Source organism: Bacteroidales bacterium (assembly GCA_012519055.1).
In the GTDB taxonomy this organism is placed as follows: Bacteria; Bacteroidota; Bacteroidia; order Bacteroidales; family Salinivirgaceae; genus JAAYQU01.
Genome location: JAAYQU010000046.1, coordinates 43142 through 62722, shown reverse-complemented (window position 1 = coordinate 62722; position 19581 = coordinate 43142). Strand labels below are relative to the sequence as shown.

Below are 19581 nucleotides of genomic sequence, written 5' to 3'. Positions count from 1 at the left end.
ATTACAAACGGTATAAACACGATGATTATCAATAAATATCGACTTTTTGTTTTTTCATTATTATCACTGCTTTTAACTACCACTACACGTTCTCAGTCTGTCGAAGACAGTTTGCGCCCCTCAATTTATTTTCAGGCATCTACCTACACAGGATATTTGTATGCTCATCACAGGTCAATGATATATTTTATAGAGGACTATACGCGAGGAGCACAACTACGTGTTGGCTGGCGTTTCAACGGCAGTTCCGACTGGGAAAAAGCATACAGATGTCCCTCAGCAGGCGTCGGATATATGATTTCTGATTTTAGCAACCCAAGCATATTAGGATATGGTCATGCAGCCTTTGGATACCTTGATATCCCGATAATAGAAACTAACAGATTTGTATGGAACTACAATCTTGGAGCAGGTCTTGGATATGTATCCAAAAAATTTCACTCAGTTACAAATCCAAATAACACTGCAATCGGTTCGCACTTCAATGCATTTCTACTTATTACTTCTGGAATTGAATATCGTCCAACCAGCAAAACATCGTTAGGTTTAGATTTTGGGTTAAATCACTATTCAAACGGAAACACTGATATGCCCAACTGGGGGCTTAATACATTTTTTGTAATGTTCGGAGCCAAACATAAGTTAGATGATAGACAAAAACTTAGTAACACAACTGTCAGTAAAGTAACCAAAAAGTGGGAAAACTTAATACACTTTGGTCTTGGATATAAAGAAGCAACACCGATTGACGGAACAAAAAATTTTGTAGCTGACATACACTACACTATCCGTAAAAGATTTTCTCACACAAACTCGTGGGGCGGAGGAGTTGATCTCCTTTACGATGGCAGTATGCGCAAATCCGTCAAGTATCGTGCAGGACAATTTTATATCGCTCCCGACAGCATATCCAATCCAAGTTTGGCAAAAAATTTTTCTCCTGCATGTCATGCGAATTGGTCAATGCATTTCGGGAAAATAACCTTCAATATTCAAATGGGATTGTATTTCTACAATGCTTTGGATCGCATATATTTTAATCGTTGGATTTTAGAAGTAGATGTAACACAACAAGTTTGTTTAATGGTAGCATTAAAATCACATTTTGGTTCAGCCGATTATGTTGAAACTGGGTTCGTGTGGAAATTTAATGATTGTTTTAATAAATAATTTTATTAGCTTTGTGTTTGATTCAAAACCTTTTTGTAACTTAGCGTTTTTGAAAGAATAATAAGTAAACAGAACAGAATGTAACAGTCTGTTTGTCAGGCCGAGAGAGCTTTATTAAATATTTAGTATAATAAATTTGCAATCACAAAAAACCAGTATACCGAATCAAAATTGATACAGATATATTAGTTTAACATTTTATTAACATAATAAATATCAAACGTCCGAGACCAAAACAGTATTTAATGAAAAATAACAGATGATATGAGTGCAAACATTAATTTTATAAAAACAGTATTAGCGCTACACGACGAAATGGTATCAAATGGCTTTTCGCTTGTTTATGAGGGTGTGTTCAGTCATGAAATTATGAAAATGTTTACCTCCATGACTGAAAATAACATGGACAAGCAAAATGAAGACAAGTCGGTGCGCCGCAAAGTTTTTCATGTAATGGTCGAGTGTCTGCAGAATATGACAAAACACTCTGATGATTATGATGCTAACGATAGGATTGGTAACGGAATGTTTATTGTCGGTAAAAAAGATGGCTTTTGGAATATCATTACAGCTAATAAAATTTACCGAGAGAAAATTGACCCGCTAAAACGGTCAATAGATACAATTAATTCGCTTTCGCAGGAAGAATTAAAAGCTCTGTACAAAAAGCAAATTAAAGAAGGTACTCTTTCTGAAAAAGGAGGTGCAGGATTAGGATTAATTGATATTGCTAGAAAAACCGGTCGTAAGCTTGAGTATCAATTTTTGCCTTTAGATGACAAAGACAACTTTTTCTTTTTACTAAAAGTGAAAATTGCAGCAGATCCTGATTCAGGAGATGATTAATAGAATAATTTAATAGGTGTTAACAAAGTCTTTCTGAATATGAAAGACTTTGTTGTCTATACATCTTATATACGATAATTAATTTGGGTATCCGCTAGCCCACTTATTCTGAAAAAATATATAGATGAAAGTGCGAAATGTTACACTGCTTATTTGTCTTATTTGCACTAATGTAGCTATAGGGCAGCACTTGAATTATACTCGCTTTTTTTTAGACAAAGGACTATCACAATCTCAGGTTACTTGCATGGAAATTGACAAGTACGGTTATCTATGGTTAGGAACTGATGGTGGTGGGGTTGACTATTTCGACGGGAAACAGTTTACAAATATTAAAACTGAGCAAGGATTATCATATACCAGAGTTGTTTCACTTATTGTCAGGGACAATAATGAGGTAATTTGTGGAATAAAACAACATTTTTTCTCTATCATAAAACGTGATACAATTTTAAACTTCGATTCCGATACCCTTTACGGTAACACAACAGTAACGGCCTTTACACAAAAGGAGAATGGAGAAATTTGGTTCGGCAACGACGAGGGAGATATTTTTAGATTAGAGGGAGATACAACAGTAATTCACGAACTATCGTTAGGTTATTCAATTAAGTCCTTATCTTTTGTTTCAGAAGACTCACTATTTATATCAACTACAAAAGGATTATATTTAAGAAAAGATACAACTGTAAGTAATATACCTTTGTTTAAGGGTATCGAAGTAAATCAGATTAAAGTTAATACAGACGGAATTATTTGGGCAGCAACCAATAGAGGAGTGGCCTATTTCGAAAACGACACGTGGTTTTGGGATAAAAAATTTAATTCTAGAGTAAACTCAAGTATTACTCAAATACTAACGTTTTCTCCTAATGAGATTTGGTTTTCTACCTACGGATCAGGTGTAGTAAAGTGGGATAGGGAAAAACACTTTTTCTTAAATAGTGCTAACGGGCTACCGAATTTATTTTGTACAGCCATTGTACACGATTTTTCCAATAATATTTGGATAGGAACTGATGGAGGAGGACTTGTAAAATTCTCTGGAGAACAGTTTTTACACTATCTTAAAACAGACAATCCACTATTCGAAGCAGTAATGACTATAAGCCAAGATAAGTCAGGCAATAAATGGATCGGAACTTTTGGAAATGGTATTGTAATAATTGATAAAAAACAAAAAGTAAGTAAATTTGCCGGGAATAGTCAAATGCCGTCGAATGTTATATATAGTATAGAACATTTAAAAGACGGGCGTATTCTTGTAGGGAGCAAGGATTCAGATGTGATTATTATTGAAAAAGATAAAAAAACAGTAAAAACATACCATACTCCTGAGAACAAAAAAATAGTTGGAGCAATAGTTATAAAAGAAGATACAAAGGGTCGAATATGGTTTGGAACAGCAAAAGATGGAGTTTATGTGATTTCAAACCAAAAGGTTATGAATATCCAAAAAGACATCCCTGGTATAAATATCAAAACAATTTCAATTACAAATAGAGATACGGTTTGGATAGGCACAGAAGATGGCGGAGCTTTTTCACTTGAATATAATCAAATTGACGAGTATTTTGAATCTACCAATCCTTCAGATTTGAAAATAAATTATAATCAACTCCCTTTTACTAAGAAAAATCTAGTTTGTGGTATTGATTACGATATGTATGGCAATCTATGGGTTGGAACCTTTGCCTATGGATTATTTTGCATCAAACCAGACGGAACAACTTTACAATACACAACAGCAACAGGGCTTTTATCAAACAACATATATAGCGTATTGACAGCTGAAAATGGTTCAGTTTGGTTTGGAACCGACAGAGGAGTTCATCAAGTTCTATTTCGACAACCTTCGGCAGAACCGTATATAGTCGCTTACGGAGTAGAGCAAGGATTCGAAGGTCTTGAGTGTAACTTAAATGCACTTTTTGATGATTCTGATGGCTGTATTTGGATTGGAAATATTTATGGAGTATCAGTATTCAATTCAGAAGCAAAGCATACTCATAGTGCTGAAGTAAAGTTACATTTTACATGTATAACAACTACTAATACAGTATCAAACTACTATTATCCAGTATTGAATAAACCTGCTGAAGGCATTATCCTATCCCATGACAACAATAATTTAATCTTTAGCTTTAAAGCTATAGATATGAAATTGCCTTCAAATGTGATCTATTCATATTTTATGGAAAACCTCGATGCAGAATGGATAAAGCCGAGTTCAACAAATATTGCAACCTACTCATTTATTCCACCCGGAAAATATATTTTTAGAGCTAAAGCAACTAATGGCGAAGGAGAATGGAGCGAAAACGAAATATCAATCCCAATAGTTGTAAAACCACCATTTTATCAAACAGCTTGGTTTATTGCTTTACTCATTTTGATAATATTACTCGGAATGGCATTGTTTTTATGGTATAGGCAATTAGCCCTAATAAGACGAAATAGAATGTTAAAAGAACTTGTTGAAAGCCGTACCATTGAGTTACAACTTGAAACAATGCGTGTTCAACAACAGGGAGAAGAGTTAAGAGTTCAAGCAGAAAACTTATCATTAATGAACGCAGAGCTCAAAAAATTATCTGTAGTCGCAAGTAAAACCGACAATGCTGTTTTAATAGCAAACAAAAATTTGGAGTGGGAGTGGGCTAATGAAGGATTTACTAAAATGTATGGATATACACTTGACGAATATATAGATGCCCATGGGAAAAAAATTTTAGATTCAAAGTCAAATAAAAAAATCGAACACGTTATTGAAGAAATTTTAACTAATAAAAGGTCAGTAACTTACAGTAACCGAACTTCGAACAAAATGGGCGAAGAACTTTGGGTGCAATCGACGCTAACACCTGTTTATGATGACAAGGGTAATCTTCAAATGATAGCGGTAATTGAAATCAACATTACTCATATTAAACATATAAACAATGAATTAAGAAAGCTCTCTTTAGTAGCATCAAAAACAGATAATGCAGTTATTATTATGAACAAACACGGAGAAATTGAATGGGTTAACGAAGGATTTCACCGTATGTATGAAATATCCCTAGATGAGTTTAAAAATCTTTACGGAACAACAATTTTTGAGTTTCATAATGATGCAGATAGCTTACAGCGAATAAAAGACTTATATGAAACAGATCAGACACAATCATTTGTTTCAAAACATGTTACCCCGGAAGGAAAGGAAAAATGGATTCAGACAGTTTTAACTCCTATTATTTTTCACGAACATAAATATGAACAACTTATTGCGGTTGAAACAGATATAACTCGTATTAAAGAGGCAGAAGAGGAGATTATTATTCAAAAAGAAAATACTGACAAACTATTAAAGAACATTTTACCTGAAGAGATAGCCGAAGAATTAAAATCGAAAGGCTTTGCAACTCCAAGATATTACAAGTCGGTTACTGTACTGTTTGCCGATGTGAAAGATTTTTCAAAATATTGTCAATCGCTCACTCCACAGCAACTTTTACATGAATTACACGAATATTTTAACGAGTTTGACGAAATAATAAAACAGAATTATGTTGAAAAAATCAAAACCGTTGGAGATGCGTACATGTGTGTTGGTGGCGTACCGGTATCAAACAGCTCACATGCCTTTAATACTTTATTGGTAGGATTACAAATACAGAAAAAAGCCCATGAAATTAATCAAAGAAAAGTAAATGAGGGTCGTTTGGCTTGGGAGTTTAGAGTAGGATTGCATACAGGAGAAATAATTTCGGGGGTAATTGGAAAACAAAAATTTGCTTATGATGTTTGGGGCGATACTGTTAACATTGCCTCACGTATGGAGTCATCGTGTGATCCTGGTAGGGTAAATATTTCGGGAAGTACGTATAAAATGATTAAAGATTATTTCGAGTGTGAGTATCGCGGAAAACAGGAGATTAAAAATCGAGGTATGTTCGACATGTATTTTGTAAACAGAATAAAAACAGAATATTCACAAAACGGTGATGGCATTACACCTAACGAATCATTTAAGCAATTCCTTGCCGAACTATAAATCTATCAATTCTTCAAAAGTTATAAACTTCACAATTATTGATTTCCAATGCTTTTTCCAACCAGCACTTTCGCTGTTATCAATAGTTATACCAGAGTTTGTACCATGAATAATGCTATTAACTTTGTTGTCAGACGTTTTTATAACTATCCCGACATGATTTATATGTTTTGTTGTGGGATTTCCAAAAAACACTAAATCACCAGGCATTACCTCATCTTGTCGGATTTTTTTTCCTAATTTTGATTGTGCGGACGCACTATGAGGTAATTTATATCCGGTTGCTTGCAGATAAACATATTGGACAAAACCACTACAATCAAATTTATCAGGTCCGTTAGCTGCATATTTATAAGGTTTGCCTTCGTGTTTAATAGCTTCAGAAACAATCATTTCGCGATATTTGTGTTTGACCAATTTATTGTCTGGAATATCACTTTTGATGTTTTTTGAAACAAAAAAATCGTTATTACTTCCAGTTGTATCATTAAAAGTATATGCCAAAATACCGTCAAGTATCATTACAGAAGAGCTATTCCCTAAATCCTCAAAATATTTATAATAATCTTTCGATAAAGAATGTAATCCCCTTTTAAGTTCAATAGGTATTTGTGTTTCAGGCACTTTCGCTTGATATACGTTATAAAACTTTATGCCGTTCAACAAATGCTTGTACCCTTTTTCGCGATTTGAACTCTTTTCCGAAAGTTTCATTTCAGAATAAGCAGCATAATAATATATACGTGTGTCATTTGGGTTCTTTTTTATTAATCGCGGAGCTCTTCTTGATAGTTTTTCATACTTTTGCTTGTTGTCCCATCTGTCTAGCTTTTTTATGTATCGCTGTCCGAGTGTCACTTGCGAACACAAAAACAGTAATGTAAATATCATAAAAAAGGGTTGTGCAAAAGATGAGGTTACACTATTTTTTTTACAGTTGTTCATTGTGTAAAAATAATTTTATAACGTCAACAAATGTAGGAAAAATGAAATTTAAAACTAATTAAAAAGTGCAGAATCTTATCAAATTATTAATGTTTAAAAAGGCTTAGGTCGGTTTTGTTAATGTCGATACTGTAATTATATTTGCACTCCGTAAATGAAAAATAAACGATCAGTTACCATGCAAAATAAATATCGTTATATATTCTTTATCATTACCCTTATTTTTTCCCAAGTAACCTTATTTGCGCAAACTAAAGAAACTATTCGTAAGCACGTAGAATATTTAGCGTCAGATGCTTTGGAGGGTCGATTACCATGTACTACCGGAGATAGCTTAGCAGCGAATTACATAAAAAAACATTTAGAGTCAAAAAAAGTTAATCCCTTTGAATCAGGTTTTTATCAATATTTTGGTATTGATATTGGGGTCAAAATAACCCCAACAAACAGGCTCACAATAGGCAATACCTCTTTAAACCTATTTGAAGATTTTGAACCAGTAAATGTAACAGCTGAAGGAAACTATCAATCGGAATTAATTAATATCCCATTCGATTCTTTGATAAGTGGCTCCCTTTCTCTTGAATCCCAACACAAGTGGATAGCTGTTGAAATAGGAAACTATAATCCCTCAGTTCGGGAATATATGAGATGGGCGACCAATGCTTCAAAAGAGAATATCAAGGGGATAGTCTTTATAGTCAATTCGTTAGGCAATGAGCGAAAGAGCAATCCCATATATTACAGTTCGCAAAACAATCAACTTATAAGAACGCAATACAAAGGAAGTAATAAATTGTTTGTTAAAAATGATAAAGGGGACATTTCCAAAATAACGTTTTGTCGAGGAGTTTTTCGTGTCCCAATACCACTATTAATGATAACAAAAAAATCGTACGAGGTTATTATTGCTAGTAGTAGGTTATCTGAGCAGTCAAAAATAACTATTAACACTACAATTGAGGTTAACCCGATTACATGTAAGACACAAAATGTATTAGGTTACATTAAGGGGACAGAACGTCCAGATCAATACATAATAATAGGCGCACATTTTGATCATTTGGGATATGGTGGGTACGAAACAAGTTCTCGAGAACCAAATAGAATAGAAATTCATTACGGTGCAGATGACAACGCTTCCGGAACAGCAGCCGTATTAGGACTCGTTACACGTTTAAGTAACAATCCTTTACCCGTATCGGTCGTTTTTGCCTTGTTCGCCTCTGAAGAGATGGGACTTTTAGGCTCGCAACACTTGGTGCAAAACCTGCCTGTTGAGAAAAAAAAGATAAAAGCAATGCTGAACTATGATATGGTAGGTCGTATGGATGAAAATGTCCTCAGTGTTGGAGGAGTAGGAACAGCAGATGCATTCAATACTATTATAGACACTCTTAAAACACCACTACAAATAAGAAAATCGCAATATGGAACAGGTCCGTCTGACCATGCTTCGTTCAACAGTGAAGGAATACCAGTACTATACTTCAGCACAGGAGTTCATATAGATTATCATACCCCAGACGATATTGCTTCTAACATTAATTATCCAGGAATAATGTCAGTTATTGACTATTCTGAACTACTATTAAGGGCGATATCAATGCCTCAATCAGATCTTGCATATCGTCAAACAGAACCACAGAAATTAACTCACGCAACAAGAAACTCTCTTAAGGTGTCACTCGGAATAATTCCGGATGTCACAGGAAGCGATAACACAGGATTAAATATTATGGGAGTCACAGCCGGAGGTGTAGCCGACAGAGCAGAGTTGAAAAAAGGCGACAAAATTGTTAATATAGACGGAACTAAAATTCACAACATATATGACTATATGGAGAAGCTACAACATATAGCGCCAAATCAAATATCAAATATTACCATTGAGAGAGATAAAAAGCAAAAAGTAATTTTGATTAAATTTTAAACTTGTACAGAAATGAGACTAACAATTGTTTGGGTAATATCAATAATATTTACCTTGATTATCATAGTTTATCAAAAAACCACAGGACCCACGTATCCGCTGAAAGTAACCTACGAAGAGACCAAAATAAAACTACCACGAAGCTCCACAACCGACAAGGATTGTAAAATTGTTATTTCCGAGAGCGTTAAATTCGACAATGCGTATCTTTTGTGGAAATATTATCCAGGAACATACAATTATGACACACTGCAATTTACGTTAAAAGACAGTATATGGGAAGCTATTTTGCCTACACAACCATCAGCCGGAAAATTAGAATACCATATTATATTAACTCAAAACAGTGAAACTGTTTTTGACACAAAAGATCAACCTGCAATAATACGTTTTAAAGATAGCGTACCTGCTTTGGTACTTATACCACACATAATATTGATGTTTAGCGCGTCACTTCTTAGCATTGTTGCCCTATTTATGATAATATTAAAGAAAGGTAACTACCGTCTAATAGCCCGTCTTACTCTTATTGCATTAACCGCCGGAGGTTTGATTTTCGGACCCATTGTCCAGAAATTTGCCTTCGGACAATACTGGACAGGCTTCCCATTGGGCTACGACCTAACAGACAACAAAACGCTAATAGCTTTCATATTGTGGTCAATAGCAGTTGCGCTAAATATCAAAAAAAGCAGAAAATGGCTGATTGTTCTGGCTACAATAAGCACTCTTGTTATTAATTCCATTCCACATTCGACACGTGGCAGTGAGTTGAACAGGGAAACTGGAAAAATAGAGACATCAAAGTAATCTTTTGGCCTAATACTTGATAGAGGAAGTCTCGTTTTTTCTTTAAAATAAAATTGTATTTTTATTCATTGCGGTATATTACAATTTAATCGGTTTTTTGCAAAAAAAACAAATAAATTTTGTAGATAGAGAAAAAGTTTCTACTTTTGCAGTCCGATTTGTAAAAAATATATTGAAAATATTTATAATAAGCAAACTATGCCAACAATACAACAACTAGTACGTAAAGGGCGTAAGACAATAGAGAAAAAGAGTAAAGCTCCGGCTTTAGACTCTTGTCCGCAACGTCGTGGAGTATGTACACGTGTATATACAACAACGCCTAAAAAACCAAACTCTGCAATGCGTAAAGTTGCCAGAGTACGTTTAACTAACGGTAAAGAGGTCAACGCCTACATTCCAGGCGAAGGACACAACTTACAAGAGCACTCGATAGTTCTCATTTGTGGAGGTCGTGTTAAAGACCTACCAGGTGTACGCTATCACATTGTTCGTGGAGCATTAGACACTTCAGGTGTAGAAGGACGCAAACAAAGACGTTCAAGATATGGTACAAAGAAACCAAAAGCAACAAAAAAATAATTAATCGCAAAGAGCAATGAGAAAATCAACACCTAAGAAAAGAGAATTGTTGCCAGATCCAAAGTATAACAGCACACAAGTTACACGATTTGTCAACGACTTAATGATGAGAGGTAAAAAAAATCTATCTTTCGCTATTTTCTACGAAGCACTTGATATAGTTGAAAAGAAAAAAGGAAACATCGAATTATCATCGTTCGAAATTTGGCAAAAAGCCTTAGAAAATATTACTCCACAAGTTGAGGTAAAAAGTCGCCGTGTTGGTGGAGCCACTTTCCAAATACCAATGGAAATACGTGAATCTCGTAAAGTAGCTATCAGCGTAAAAAATATGATACAATTTGCCAGAAAACGCGCAGGACGCTCTATGGCAGACAAACTTGCAGCTGAAATTTTAGCCGCATACAATAACGAAGGTGGAGCATTCAAAAGGAAAGAAGACACACATAGAATGGCAGAAGCTAATAAAGCATTCTCACATTTCAGATTTTAGATTATAAAGAAGTACACAGATAACCCATGAGTTCCAATTTAAACTTAACCCGTAACATCGGCATTATGGCACACATTGATGCCGGTAAGACTACGACTACCGAGAGGATTTTATTCTACACGGGTAAGACTCATCGTATGGGTGAAGTACATGATGGAGCTGCCACCATGGATTTTATGGAGCAAGAGCAGGAGAGAGGCATTACAATAGCTTCGGCAGCGACAACAACATATTGGAAATATCAAGATACTCAATACAAAATAAATATAATAGACACTCCTGGACACGTCGATTTTACTGTCGAAGTAGAGCGATATCTCAGGGTTTTAGATGGAGCCATAGCAGTTTACTGCGCAGTTGGAGGCGTACAGCCACAGTCAGAAACTGTTTGGAGACAAGCAAATAAATACAATGTTCCTCGGATTGCATTTGTAAACAAAATGGATCGCGTAGGAGCAGACTATTTCAACGTTATACAACAAATGCGCGACCGCTTGAAAGCTAACGCAGTTGCAATACAAATCCCTATTGGTGTTGAAGACACATTCAGAGGTGTTGTCGATTTGGTAGAAAAAAGAGCAATACAGTGGTATGACGATGAAACCGGCACGACAAATTATAATTATATAGATATTCCGGCTGATTTAATGGATCAGGTAAATGAATATCGTCATATAATGGTTGAAGCAATTGCCGAAGCTGATGATAAAATACTTGAGAGATATCTTGAAGATCCGGAAGCGATTACAGCTGAAGAGATGCGTGCGGCACTGAGAAAAGCAACAATTGCTCGAGTTATGGTGCCCGTAATGTGCGGAGCAGCATTTAAAAACAAAGGAATTCAACGCCTTTTAGATGCTGTTTGCGCTTATTTGCCAAGTCCTGTCGACATTGACGCAGTACAAGGAACAATGTTAGATAACCCTGATAAAGTTATCGAACGTAAACCATCCGAAGAAGAGCCACTAAGTGCTCTGGCCGTAAAGGTGGCAACCGATCCATATGTAGGAAGATTGTGTTACGTAAGAGTCTATTCTGGAGTTTTGGAAACAGGAATGAATGTTCTTAACACGAGAACTGGAAAAAAAGAGAGGATTTCAAGACTTTTTCAGATGCATGCCAGCAAACAAAATCCTATGGATGTAATTGGTACGGGCGATATATGTGCTGTTGTTGGACTTAAAAACATACGTACAGGAGATACACTTTGCGATCCTGACAAGCCAATAGTTCTTGAAAAAATGGAGTTTCCTGATCCTGTAATAGATGTGGCTATTGAGCCTAAAACGCAGGCTGACTCTGACAAAATGGATAATGCACTTTCAAAGTTGATGGAAGAAGACCCAACTTTCAATGTACATACTGATCAGGATTCAGGTCAGGTAGTTATTAGTGGAATGGGAGAGTTGCATCTTGAAATAATTATTGATCGTCTGCTACGTGAATTTAAGGTAGAATGCAATCAAGGTGCGCCAATGGTTAAATATAAAGAATCCATAACAAAAGCCGTAGAGCACCGCGAAGTGTTTAAAAAACAAACAGGTGGACGAGGTAAGTTTGCAGATATTATTGTAAGAATCGAGCCGGCAGATGAAGGACAGACAGGATTACAATTTATTGACGAAGTAAAAGGCGGAAATATTCCGCGTGAATATATACCCTCAGTCGAAAAGGGATTTAAAGAAGCCATGCAAAACGGACCCCTTGCAGGATATGCACTCGATAATATGAAAGTTACCTTGATAGATGGTTCATATCACCCGGTTGATTCAGACCAACTATCATTTGAGCTTTGTGCAAAATTTGCATTTAGAGAAGCAACCCGCAAAGCGTCTCCACTTTTGTTAGAGCCAATAATGTCAGTAGAAGTAACAACACCCGAAGAGTATATGGGTGATATTATTGGTGATATTAATAAACGTCGTGGAACTATTAGTGGTATGGATGAAAAGAGTGGCGACAGAGTTATCAAAGCACTAGTGCCACTAGCTGAAAATTTTGGTTACGTAACAGTATTAAGAACACTCTCATCAGGACGCGCATCGTACGCAATGGAGTTTTCTCATTACGATATAGTGCCAAAAAATATTGCTTTGAATGTATTAGAAAAAGTTAAAGGAAGAACAGATTTGTTATAACAAACTATTATGAACCAAAAAATTCGTATTAAACTGAAATCTTATGACCATAATTTGGTCGACAAGTCAGCAGAAAAGATTGTTAAAACAGTGAAGGCTACAGGTGCAGTTGTTAGTGGTCCGATCCCACTCCCAACTCACAAAAGAATTTTTACAGTTTTGCGATCAACATTTGTTAATAAAAAATCACGTGAGCAATTTGAGTTAAATTCACACAAACGCCTATTAGATATTTATAGCTCAACGGCTAAAACTATTGACGCGCTTATGAAACTTGAGTTGCCAAGTGGTGTAGAAGTTGAAATTAAAGTCTGATAAAAAATGGCAGGACTAATTGGAAAAAAAATTGGAATGACATCGGTGTTCAGTGCCGAGGGGAAAAATATCCCATGCACCGTCATCGAAGCGGGCCCTTGTGTTGTCACACAAGTTAAGACCGTCGAAAAAGATGGTTATAGCGCTTATCAGCTTGGTTTTATCGAAACATCTGAAAAGAATGTTACAAAACCAATGCTTGGACATTTTAAGAAAGCCGGAGTAAATCCTTATCACAAATTAGCTGAATTTCAGGATTTTGAGCAAGAGCTTAAACCCGGTGATGTATTGACAGTCGATATTTTCACAGACAGCTATTGGGTTGATGTGGTGGGAATATCGAAAGGGAAAGGATTCCAAGGCGTAATGAAACGCCACGGATATGGCGGTGTTGGCGAATCAACACATGGTCAACACAATCGTCTAAGAGCACCCGGTTCAATCGGAGCTGCATCCACTCCCTCACGCGTTTTTAAAGGGAAGCGAATGGCTGGGCAAACAGGAGGTAATCGAGTTAAAATGATTGACCTTCGAATCGTTAAAATTATCCCAGAAAGCAATCTACTTTTAGTTAAAGGTTCGGTACCAGGAGCAAAAGGACAATACTTAATTATTGAAGACTAATGGAACTAAGTGTTTATAATATCGAAGGAAAAGATACCGGACGTAAAGTTCAGTTAAGTGAAGAAATCTTTGGCATAGAGCCAAATGATCACGCAATTTATCTCGATGTAAAACAATATCTTGCTAATCAAAGACAAGGTACGCACAAAACAAAAGAAAGAGGTGAAGTTGCAGGAAGTACACGTAAGATTAAGCGTCAAAAAGGTACCGGAGGAGCCCGTGCAGGTTCTTTAAAATCTCCGTTATTCGCATCAGGTGGAACTGTATTCGGACCAAGACCTCGTAGTTATCGTTTTAAATTAAACAAAAAACTAAAACGATTGGCGAGAATATCTTCATTAAGTTACAAAGCTAAGAACGGACAAGTTATCGTTATTGAGGACTTCACGTTAGAAGCTCCAAAAACAAAAGAATACGTTGCAATTCTTAGCAACTTAAAAATCGAAAATCAGAAATCCTTAATGGTGCTTCCTGACGTAAACCAAAACATTATACGTTCGGCGCGAAATATCAGGAATGCTAAAGTAGTAACAAACAATGGTTTGATTACATACAATATACTTAATGCAAAAACTTTAGTTTTTACAGAAAGTAGTATTAAAAATGTAGAATCAATGTTTAACAAACAATAAAACCAAAGAAAATGAGCATTATTATTAAACCACTTATCACAGAAAGAATGACTGAGATTAGTGAAAAATTCAATCGAGTAGGTTTTGTTGTAAGTAAGAACGCTACAAAGCCTGAGATTCGTAGAGAAATCGAAAAAATGTACAATGTAAAAATCGAGAGTATTAATACATCGGTTTACGGAGGTAAGACGCGAGCACGAAACACCAAAAGTGGCGTAATTTATGGAAAAACAAATGCTTTTAAAAAAGCAATTGTTACACTTAAAGAGGGTCACACAATTGATTTTTACAGTAATATTTAATCAACAACAATGGGTGTAAGAAAATTAAAACCGGTAACACCGGGACAAAGACACAAAGTGGTAAGCAATTTTGAAAGTATTACCACAAAAACACCTGAGAAATCACTGTTGAAAAGCCTCAAAAGTTCTGGTGGTCGTAACAACACCGGTAAGATGACAGTGAGAAATAGAGGTGGAGGTCACAAGAGACAGTATCGCATTATTGATTTCAAACGTGAGAAAGAAAATATGGTCGCTACTGTCAAAACAATTGAATACGATCCAAACCGTTCGGCAAGGATTGCATTAGTTGTTTATGCTGATGGAGAAAAACGTTACATTATTGCTCCTCATGGATTACAAGTAGGACAGAAAATTGAATCAGGGTACGGAGTAAGCCCAGAAATAGGCAATACCCTTTATTTGTCTGAAATTCCATTAGGATTAATTATTCATAACATTGAGCTAACCCCTGGTAGAGGAGCCAGCTTAGCACGTAGTGCAGGGTCACATGCTCAACTCACAAGCCGTGACGGTAAATATGCTATTATTAAATTGCCTTCGGGCGAAACCAGACTTGTCCTTACAAGTTGTAAAGCAACTATCGGCTCTGTATCAAATCCTGACCATGCCCTTGAAGTATCAGGTAAAGCAGGTCGTAGTCGTTGGTTAGGACGCAAACCCCGTGTTCGTGGTGTAGCTATGAACCCGGTTGACCACCCAATGGGCGGTGGAGAAGGACGTGCCAGTGGTGGGCATCCAAGATCGCGTAAAGGTTTAATGTCTAAAGGATATAGAACTCGTGATCCGAAAAAAGCTTCAAGTCGTTACATTTTGGAGCGTAGAAAAAAATAGAACAGATAAACTATTGATATTATGAGTCGTTCATTAAAAAAAGGACCCTATATTGACTACAAATTAGAGAAAAGAATTCTTGAAATGAATGCTAATAACAAAAAACAAGTTGTTAAAAGCTGGTCAAGAGCATCAATGATTTCTCCCGATTTTGTAGGTCATACTGTTGCCGTTCACAATGGGAATAAGTTTATACCTGTGTACATTACAGAAAATATGGTAGGACATAAACTAGGAGAGTTTGCGCCTACTCGTATCTTCAGAGGACATGCTGGTAAGAAAAATAAATAACATGTAAAACTGAGGAATAATGGGTGCAAGAAAACGTATAAAAGCACAAGAAAGAAAAGAGGCAAATAAGCAAAAAGCATTTGCATCTCTTAAAGATTGCCCAACTTCTCCAAGAAAAATGAGATTAGTAGTCGATTTAATTCGAGGAAAAGAAGTTAACAAAGCACTTGATATTTTGCAATTTACGCAAAAGGAAGCAGCCAGAAGAGTTGAAAAATTACTTATGTCGGCTATTTCTAATTGGCAAAATAAAAATCAAGGAGCAAGAATTGAAGAAGCAGGCTTATATGTAAAAGAAGCATATGTTGATTCAGCTAGAATGCTTAAGAGATTGAGACCAGCACCGCAAGGACGTGCATATCGAATTCGCAAGCGTTCAAATCATGTTACAATCGTATTGGGCAGCCTTAATACAATAGAAAACTAAAATTCAATGGGACAAAAAACAAATCCTATAGGAAATCGCTTAGGAATCATCAGAGGATGGGATTCCAATTGGTACGGTGGTAATAACTATGCCGATAAGCTTGTAGAAGATAAGAAAATTCGCACATACCTGCAAACTAGACTTGCTAAAGCAAGTGTGTCAAGAATTGTAATTGAGAGAACGTTAAAACTCGTTACAATTACCATACACACAGCAAGACCTGGTATAATTATTGGTGTAGGCGGACAAGAAGTTGATAAGCTCAAAGAGGAATTGAAAACACTTACAGGCAAGGATGTTCAAATCAATATCTTTGAGATTAAACGCCCCGAAATGGACGCAACTTTGGTTAGCCATAATATTGCACGTCAACTTGAAGGTCGTGTATCATACAGAAGAGCAATTAAAACAGCTATTGCTTCAAGTATGAGAGTAGGTGCAAAAGGCGTAAAAGTTACATTATCTGGACGCATTGGTGGTGCAGAAATGGCACGCTCTGAAACATACAAAGAAGGACGTATTCCATTGCACACATTACGTGCTGATATTGACTATAATTTAGGTGAAGCACAAACCAAGTTTGGTCTAATGGGCATTAAAGTATGGATTTTCAAAGGTGAAGTGTACGGAAAACGTGATTTGTCGCCAAATGCAAGACAATCAAGTCCAACGAGCGCAAAACCAACAAGAGGATTCCGTAGAAAGCGAAGATAACCTTACAAATTAGGGAGATAAAACAATGTTACAACCTAAGAAAACAAAGTTCCGTCGTAGTCAGAAAGGACGAATGAAAGGAAACGCACAAAGAGGAAATCAACTTGCTTTTGGGTCATTTGGAATAAAAACACTCGAAAATGCATGGATTGATGGACGCCAAATAGAAGCAGCAAGGGTTGCTGTTACTCGTTATATGCAACGTCAAGGACAAATCTGGATAAGAATCTTCCCAGACAAGCCTATTACTAAAAAACCTGCTGAGGTTCGTATGGGTAAGGGGAAAGGTGCTCCAGAAGGATTTGTCGCTCCAGTTACACCCGGACGCATTATTATTGAAGCAGAAGGTGTACCTTTGGATGTCGCTAAAGAAGCATTGCGTTTAGCCGCACAAAAATTACCGGTTAAAACTCGCTTTATTGTTCGTTCAGACTATCATGAAAATTAAGAAAGGATAGAGATATGAAAATGTCAGAAGTACGAGAATTAAACGATAAAGATTTGAGAGAACGCATACAAGATCTCAAAAGCACATTAACTCAATTGAGAATCAATCACGCAGTATCGCCGTTAGATAATCCGATGCAAATTAATTTGTTGAAAAAAGATATAGCAAGATTGATGACCGAGTTACAACAACGAGAATTAACTAAAACAACAAATTAATTTTGTGTGTGATGGAAAATAAAAGAAACCTACGCAAGGAAAGAGTCGGTGTAGTGGTCAGCAATAAAATGGATAAGTCTATTGTTGTGGCTGTAGAAAGAAAAGTAAAATATCCAATTTACGAAAAATTCGTCAAAGCTACAACGAAGCTAAAAGCGCATGACGAAAAGAACGAATGCAATATCGGCGACACCGTTAGAATCATGGAGACACGCCCTTTGAGCAAGACCAAAAATTGGAGATTAGTAGAAATAATTGAAAGAGCGAAGTAATCATGATACAGAAAGAATCAAGGCTTGCTGTTGCTGATAACAGTGGAGCAAAAGAGGTACTTTGTATAAATGTACCAGGTGGCTCAAAGAAAAAATACGCAAGTATCGGTGATATCATAGTAGTAGCCGTTAAAAATGTAGTGCCATTAAGCGAGGTGAAAAAAGGATCAGTAGCCAGAGCAGTTGTCGTTAGAACACGTAAAGAGGTTAGACGCAGCGACGGCTCTTATATTCGCTTCGATGACAATGCATGTGTATTGTTGAACCCTGCGGGTGAAATTAGAGGAACCCGCATTTTTGGACCAGTTGCCAGAGAATTACGTGATGGATACATGAAAATAGTATCTTTGGCACCTGAAGTATTGTAACCGCAAAACATTTTAGAAATGCGAAAAAAATTACATATCAAGAAGGGCGACATAGTTGTTGTACTATCAGGAAATTCAAAAGGACAAAAAGGTAAAGTTCTTGAAATTGATGTTAAAAACGAGCGAGCAATAGTTGAAGGTGTTAACATGATTTCAAAACATACGAAACCTAATGCCCAGTATCCAAATGGTGGGATTATCAAAAAAGAGGGTTCTATTCATATTTCAAACCTTCTACCTGAAGATCCCAAAACAGGCAAACCCTCAAGAGTGGGTCGTCGTTTGAATGATAAAGGAAAATTAGTTAGATTTTTGAAAAAATCAGGAGAGGAGATTTAACAATGGCTTACGTCCCAAATTTAAAAGTAAAATATGACGAGGAGATAATCCCTGCATTAAAATCTGAGTTTAAATATACCTCAGTTATGCAAGTACCTCGTTTGAAAAAGATTGTTCTCAATCAAGGAGTTGGTAAAGCAACTGCAGACCGTAAGTTAATTGACACAGCAGTTAACGAAATGACCGCTATAGCTGGACAGAAAGCTGTTCCTACACTATCGCGAAAAGACATTTCAAACTTCAAACTACGTAAGAAAATGCCGATAGGTGTGAAGGTAACATTGCGGCGTCAACAAATGTACGAGTTCTTAGAAAGATTAATTTGTGTAGCTTTACCAAGAATCCGCGACTTCCAAGGAGTGGGAGGCAAACTAGATGGACGTGGAAATTATACTCTGGGAATTTCAGAGCAAATTATATTTCCCGAAATCGACATCGACAAAATAAACCATATTATGGGTATGGACATAACTTTTGTCACCACAGCGGAAACTGATGAAGAAGCTTATGCATTACTTAAAGCTTTTGGTATTCCATTTAAAAATGAAAAAAAGAATTAAGCTATGGCAAAAGAATCAATGAAAGCACGCGAAAGAAAACGCGCTAAACTTGTCGAAAAATATGCAAAAAAACGTGCTGAATTAAAAGCAGCAGGTGATTATGTTGGATTGCAAAAATTACCCAAAAATGCTTCACCAGTAAGACTACACAACAGCTGTCAATTAACTGGCAGAGCAAAAGGTTATATGAGACAATTTGGTATTAGTCGTATATGCTTCCGCGAAATGGCAAATCAGGGATTAATTCCCGGAGTAAAAAAAGCAAGTTGGTAAACTTTAATTAA

The 19581-nt window shown here is 36.2% G+C and carries 24 protein-coding genes; 23 read left to right on the top strand and 1 reads right to left on the bottom strand.

Annotation, left to right across the window (positions count from 1 at the left end):
- The first annotated feature begins 21 nt into the window (after positions 1 to 21).
- From GX311_09805 to GX311_09795, 3 genes are all read left to right on the top strand, one after another.
- A complete protein-coding gene (locus tag GX311_09805) occupies positions 22 to 1170 on the top strand; it encodes an acyloxyacyl hydrolase (GenBank protein ID NLK16677.1) in 1149 nt (382 codons plus the stop codon).
- 264 nt (positions 1171 to 1434) lie between these two features.
- Positions 1435 to 2016, top strand: a complete 582-nt coding sequence (locus tag GX311_09800; protein ID NLK16676.1) for a hypothetical protein — start codon at positions 1435 to 1437, stop codon at positions 2014 to 2016.
- A 124-nt stretch (positions 2017 to 2140) separates the two neighbouring features.
- Positions 2141 to 6052 (top strand): PAS domain-containing protein, encoded by a 3912-nt coding sequence (locus GX311_09795; GenBank protein ID NLK16675.1) that lies wholly within the window; start codon positions 2141 to 2143, stop codon positions 6050 to 6052.
- Here GX311_09795 and GX311_09790 read toward each other — a convergent pair.
- Positions 6047 to 6574 carry a C40 family peptidase gene (locus tag GX311_09790; GenBank protein ID NLK16674.1) on the bottom strand — a complete coding sequence of 176 codons (528 nt, stop codon included), beginning with the start codon at positions 6572 to 6574 and terminating at the stop codon, positions 6047 to 6049. The two genes, GX311_09795 and GX311_09790, sit on opposite strands and share 6 nt — an antisense overlap.
- A 601-nt stretch (positions 6575 to 7175) precedes the next feature.
- Between GX311_09790 and GX311_09785 the strand changes: the two genes are divergently transcribed.
- The 20 genes from GX311_09785 (at position 7176) to rpsN (ending at position 19570) form a co-directional block, all read left to right on the top strand.
- Positions 7176 to 8930: a M28 family peptidase gene (locus GX311_09785; GenBank protein NLK16673.1), complete on the top strand. Its 1755-nt coding sequence runs from the start codon at positions 7176 to 7178 to the stop codon at positions 8928 to 8930.
- Positions 8931 to 8942: 12 nt separating this feature from the next.
- Positions 8943 to 9740, top strand: a complete 798-nt coding sequence (locus tag GX311_09780) for a hypothetical protein (protein ID NLK16672.1) — start codon at positions 8943 to 8945, stop codon at positions 9738 to 9740.
- A 198-nt stretch (positions 9741 to 9938) separates the two neighbouring features.
- Positions 9939 to 10322 carry a 30S ribosomal protein S12 gene (locus GX311_09775; protein ID NLK16671.1) on the top strand — a complete coding sequence of 128 codons (384 nt, stop codon included), beginning with the start codon at positions 9939 to 9941 and terminating at the stop codon, positions 10320 to 10322.
- 16 nt (positions 10323 to 10338) lie between these two features.
- A complete protein-coding gene (rpsG, locus tag GX311_09770) occupies positions 10339 to 10815 on the top strand; it encodes a 30S ribosomal protein S7 (GenBank protein ID NLK16670.1) in 477 nt (158 codons plus the stop codon).
- Positions 10816 to 10841: 26 nt separating this feature from the next.
- Complete coding sequence (gene fusA / locus GX311_09765; protein ID NLK16669.1) at positions 10842 to 12953, top strand: elongation factor G; 2112 nt, start codon at positions 10842 to 10844, stop codon at positions 12951 to 12953.
- A 9-nt stretch (positions 12954 to 12962) separates the two neighbouring features.
- A complete protein-coding gene (gene rpsJ, locus GX311_09760; protein NLK16668.1) occupies positions 12963 to 13268 on the top strand; it encodes a 30S ribosomal protein S10 in 306 nt (101 codons plus the stop codon).
- Between the two features lie 6 nt (positions 13269 to 13274).
- Positions 13275 to 13892, top strand: coding sequence for a 50S ribosomal protein L3 (gene rplC / locus GX311_09755; protein ID NLK16667.1), 618 nt, complete (start codon positions 13275 to 13277; stop codon positions 13890 to 13892).
- A complete protein-coding gene (rplD, locus tag GX311_09750) occupies positions 13892 to 14524 on the top strand; it encodes a 50S ribosomal protein L4 (GenBank protein ID NLK16666.1) in 633 nt (210 codons plus the stop codon). Before rplC ends, rplD begins: the two co-directional genes overlap by 1 nt.
- 11 nt (positions 14525 to 14535) lie before the next feature.
- The gene (gene rplW / locus GX311_09745; GenBank protein NLK16665.1) at positions 14536 to 14826 is read left to right on the top strand and encodes a 50S ribosomal protein L23; all 291 of its coding nucleotides are present in this window, start codon (positions 14536 to 14538) and stop codon (positions 14824 to 14826) included.
- Between the two features lie 9 nt (positions 14827 to 14835).
- The gene (rplB, locus tag GX311_09740) at positions 14836 to 15660 is read left to right on the top strand and encodes a 50S ribosomal protein L2 (GenBank protein NLK16664.1); all 825 of its coding nucleotides are present in this window, start codon (positions 14836 to 14838) and stop codon (positions 15658 to 15660) included.
- A gap of 21 nt (positions 15661 to 15681) precedes the next feature.
- The gene (gene rpsS, locus GX311_09735) at positions 15682 to 15951 is read left to right on the top strand and encodes a 30S ribosomal protein S19 (protein NLK16663.1); all 270 of its coding nucleotides are present in this window, start codon (positions 15682 to 15684) and stop codon (positions 15949 to 15951) included.
- Positions 15952 to 15970: 19 nt separating this feature from the next.
- Positions 15971 to 16378 carry a 50S ribosomal protein L22 gene (gene rplV, locus GX311_09730; protein NLK16662.1) on the top strand — a complete coding sequence of 136 codons (408 nt, stop codon included), beginning with the start codon at positions 15971 to 15973 and terminating at the stop codon, positions 16376 to 16378.
- Between the two features lie 6 nt (positions 16379 to 16384).
- A complete protein-coding gene (gene rpsC / locus GX311_09725) occupies positions 16385 to 17092 on the top strand; it encodes a 30S ribosomal protein S3 (GenBank protein NLK16661.1) in 708 nt (235 codons plus the stop codon).
- A gap of 25 nt (positions 17093 to 17117) precedes the next feature.
- Positions 17118 to 17540 carry a 50S ribosomal protein L16 gene (gene rplP, locus GX311_09720; protein ID NLK16660.1) on the top strand — a complete coding sequence of 141 codons (423 nt, stop codon included), beginning with the start codon at positions 17118 to 17120 and terminating at the stop codon, positions 17538 to 17540.
- A 14-nt stretch (positions 17541 to 17554) separates the two neighbouring features.
- A complete protein-coding gene (gene rpmC, locus GX311_09715) occupies positions 17555 to 17758 on the top strand; it encodes a 50S ribosomal protein L29 (GenBank protein ID NLK16659.1) in 204 nt (67 codons plus the stop codon).
- A gap of 11 nt (positions 17759 to 17769) precedes the next feature.
- Positions 17770 to 18030 (top strand): 30S ribosomal protein S17, encoded by a 261-nt coding sequence (rpsQ, locus tag GX311_09710; protein NLK16658.1) that lies wholly within the window; start codon positions 17770 to 17772, stop codon positions 18028 to 18030.
- 2 nt (positions 18031 to 18032) lie between these two features.
- Entirely contained in the window at positions 18033 to 18398 is a 366-nt protein-coding gene (rplN, locus tag GX311_09705) for a 50S ribosomal protein L14 (GenBank protein NLK16657.1), read from the top strand.
- 18 nt (positions 18399 to 18416) lie between these two features.
- Positions 18417 to 18737 carry a 50S ribosomal protein L24 gene (rplX, locus tag GX311_09700; GenBank protein NLK16656.1) on the top strand — a complete coding sequence of 107 codons (321 nt, stop codon included), beginning with the start codon at positions 18417 to 18419 and terminating at the stop codon, positions 18735 to 18737.
- Positions 18738 to 18739: 2 nt separating this feature from the next.
- Positions 18740 to 19297: a 50S ribosomal protein L5 gene (rplE, locus tag GX311_09695; GenBank protein NLK16655.1), complete on the top strand. Its 558-nt coding sequence runs from the start codon at positions 18740 to 18742 to the stop codon at positions 19295 to 19297.
- A gap of 3 nt (positions 19298 to 19300) precedes the next feature.
- A complete protein-coding gene (rpsN, locus tag GX311_09690) occupies positions 19301 to 19570 on the top strand; it encodes a 30S ribosomal protein S14 (GenBank protein ID NLK16654.1) in 270 nt (89 codons plus the stop codon).
- Positions 19571 to 19581 lie beyond the last annotated feature (11 nt).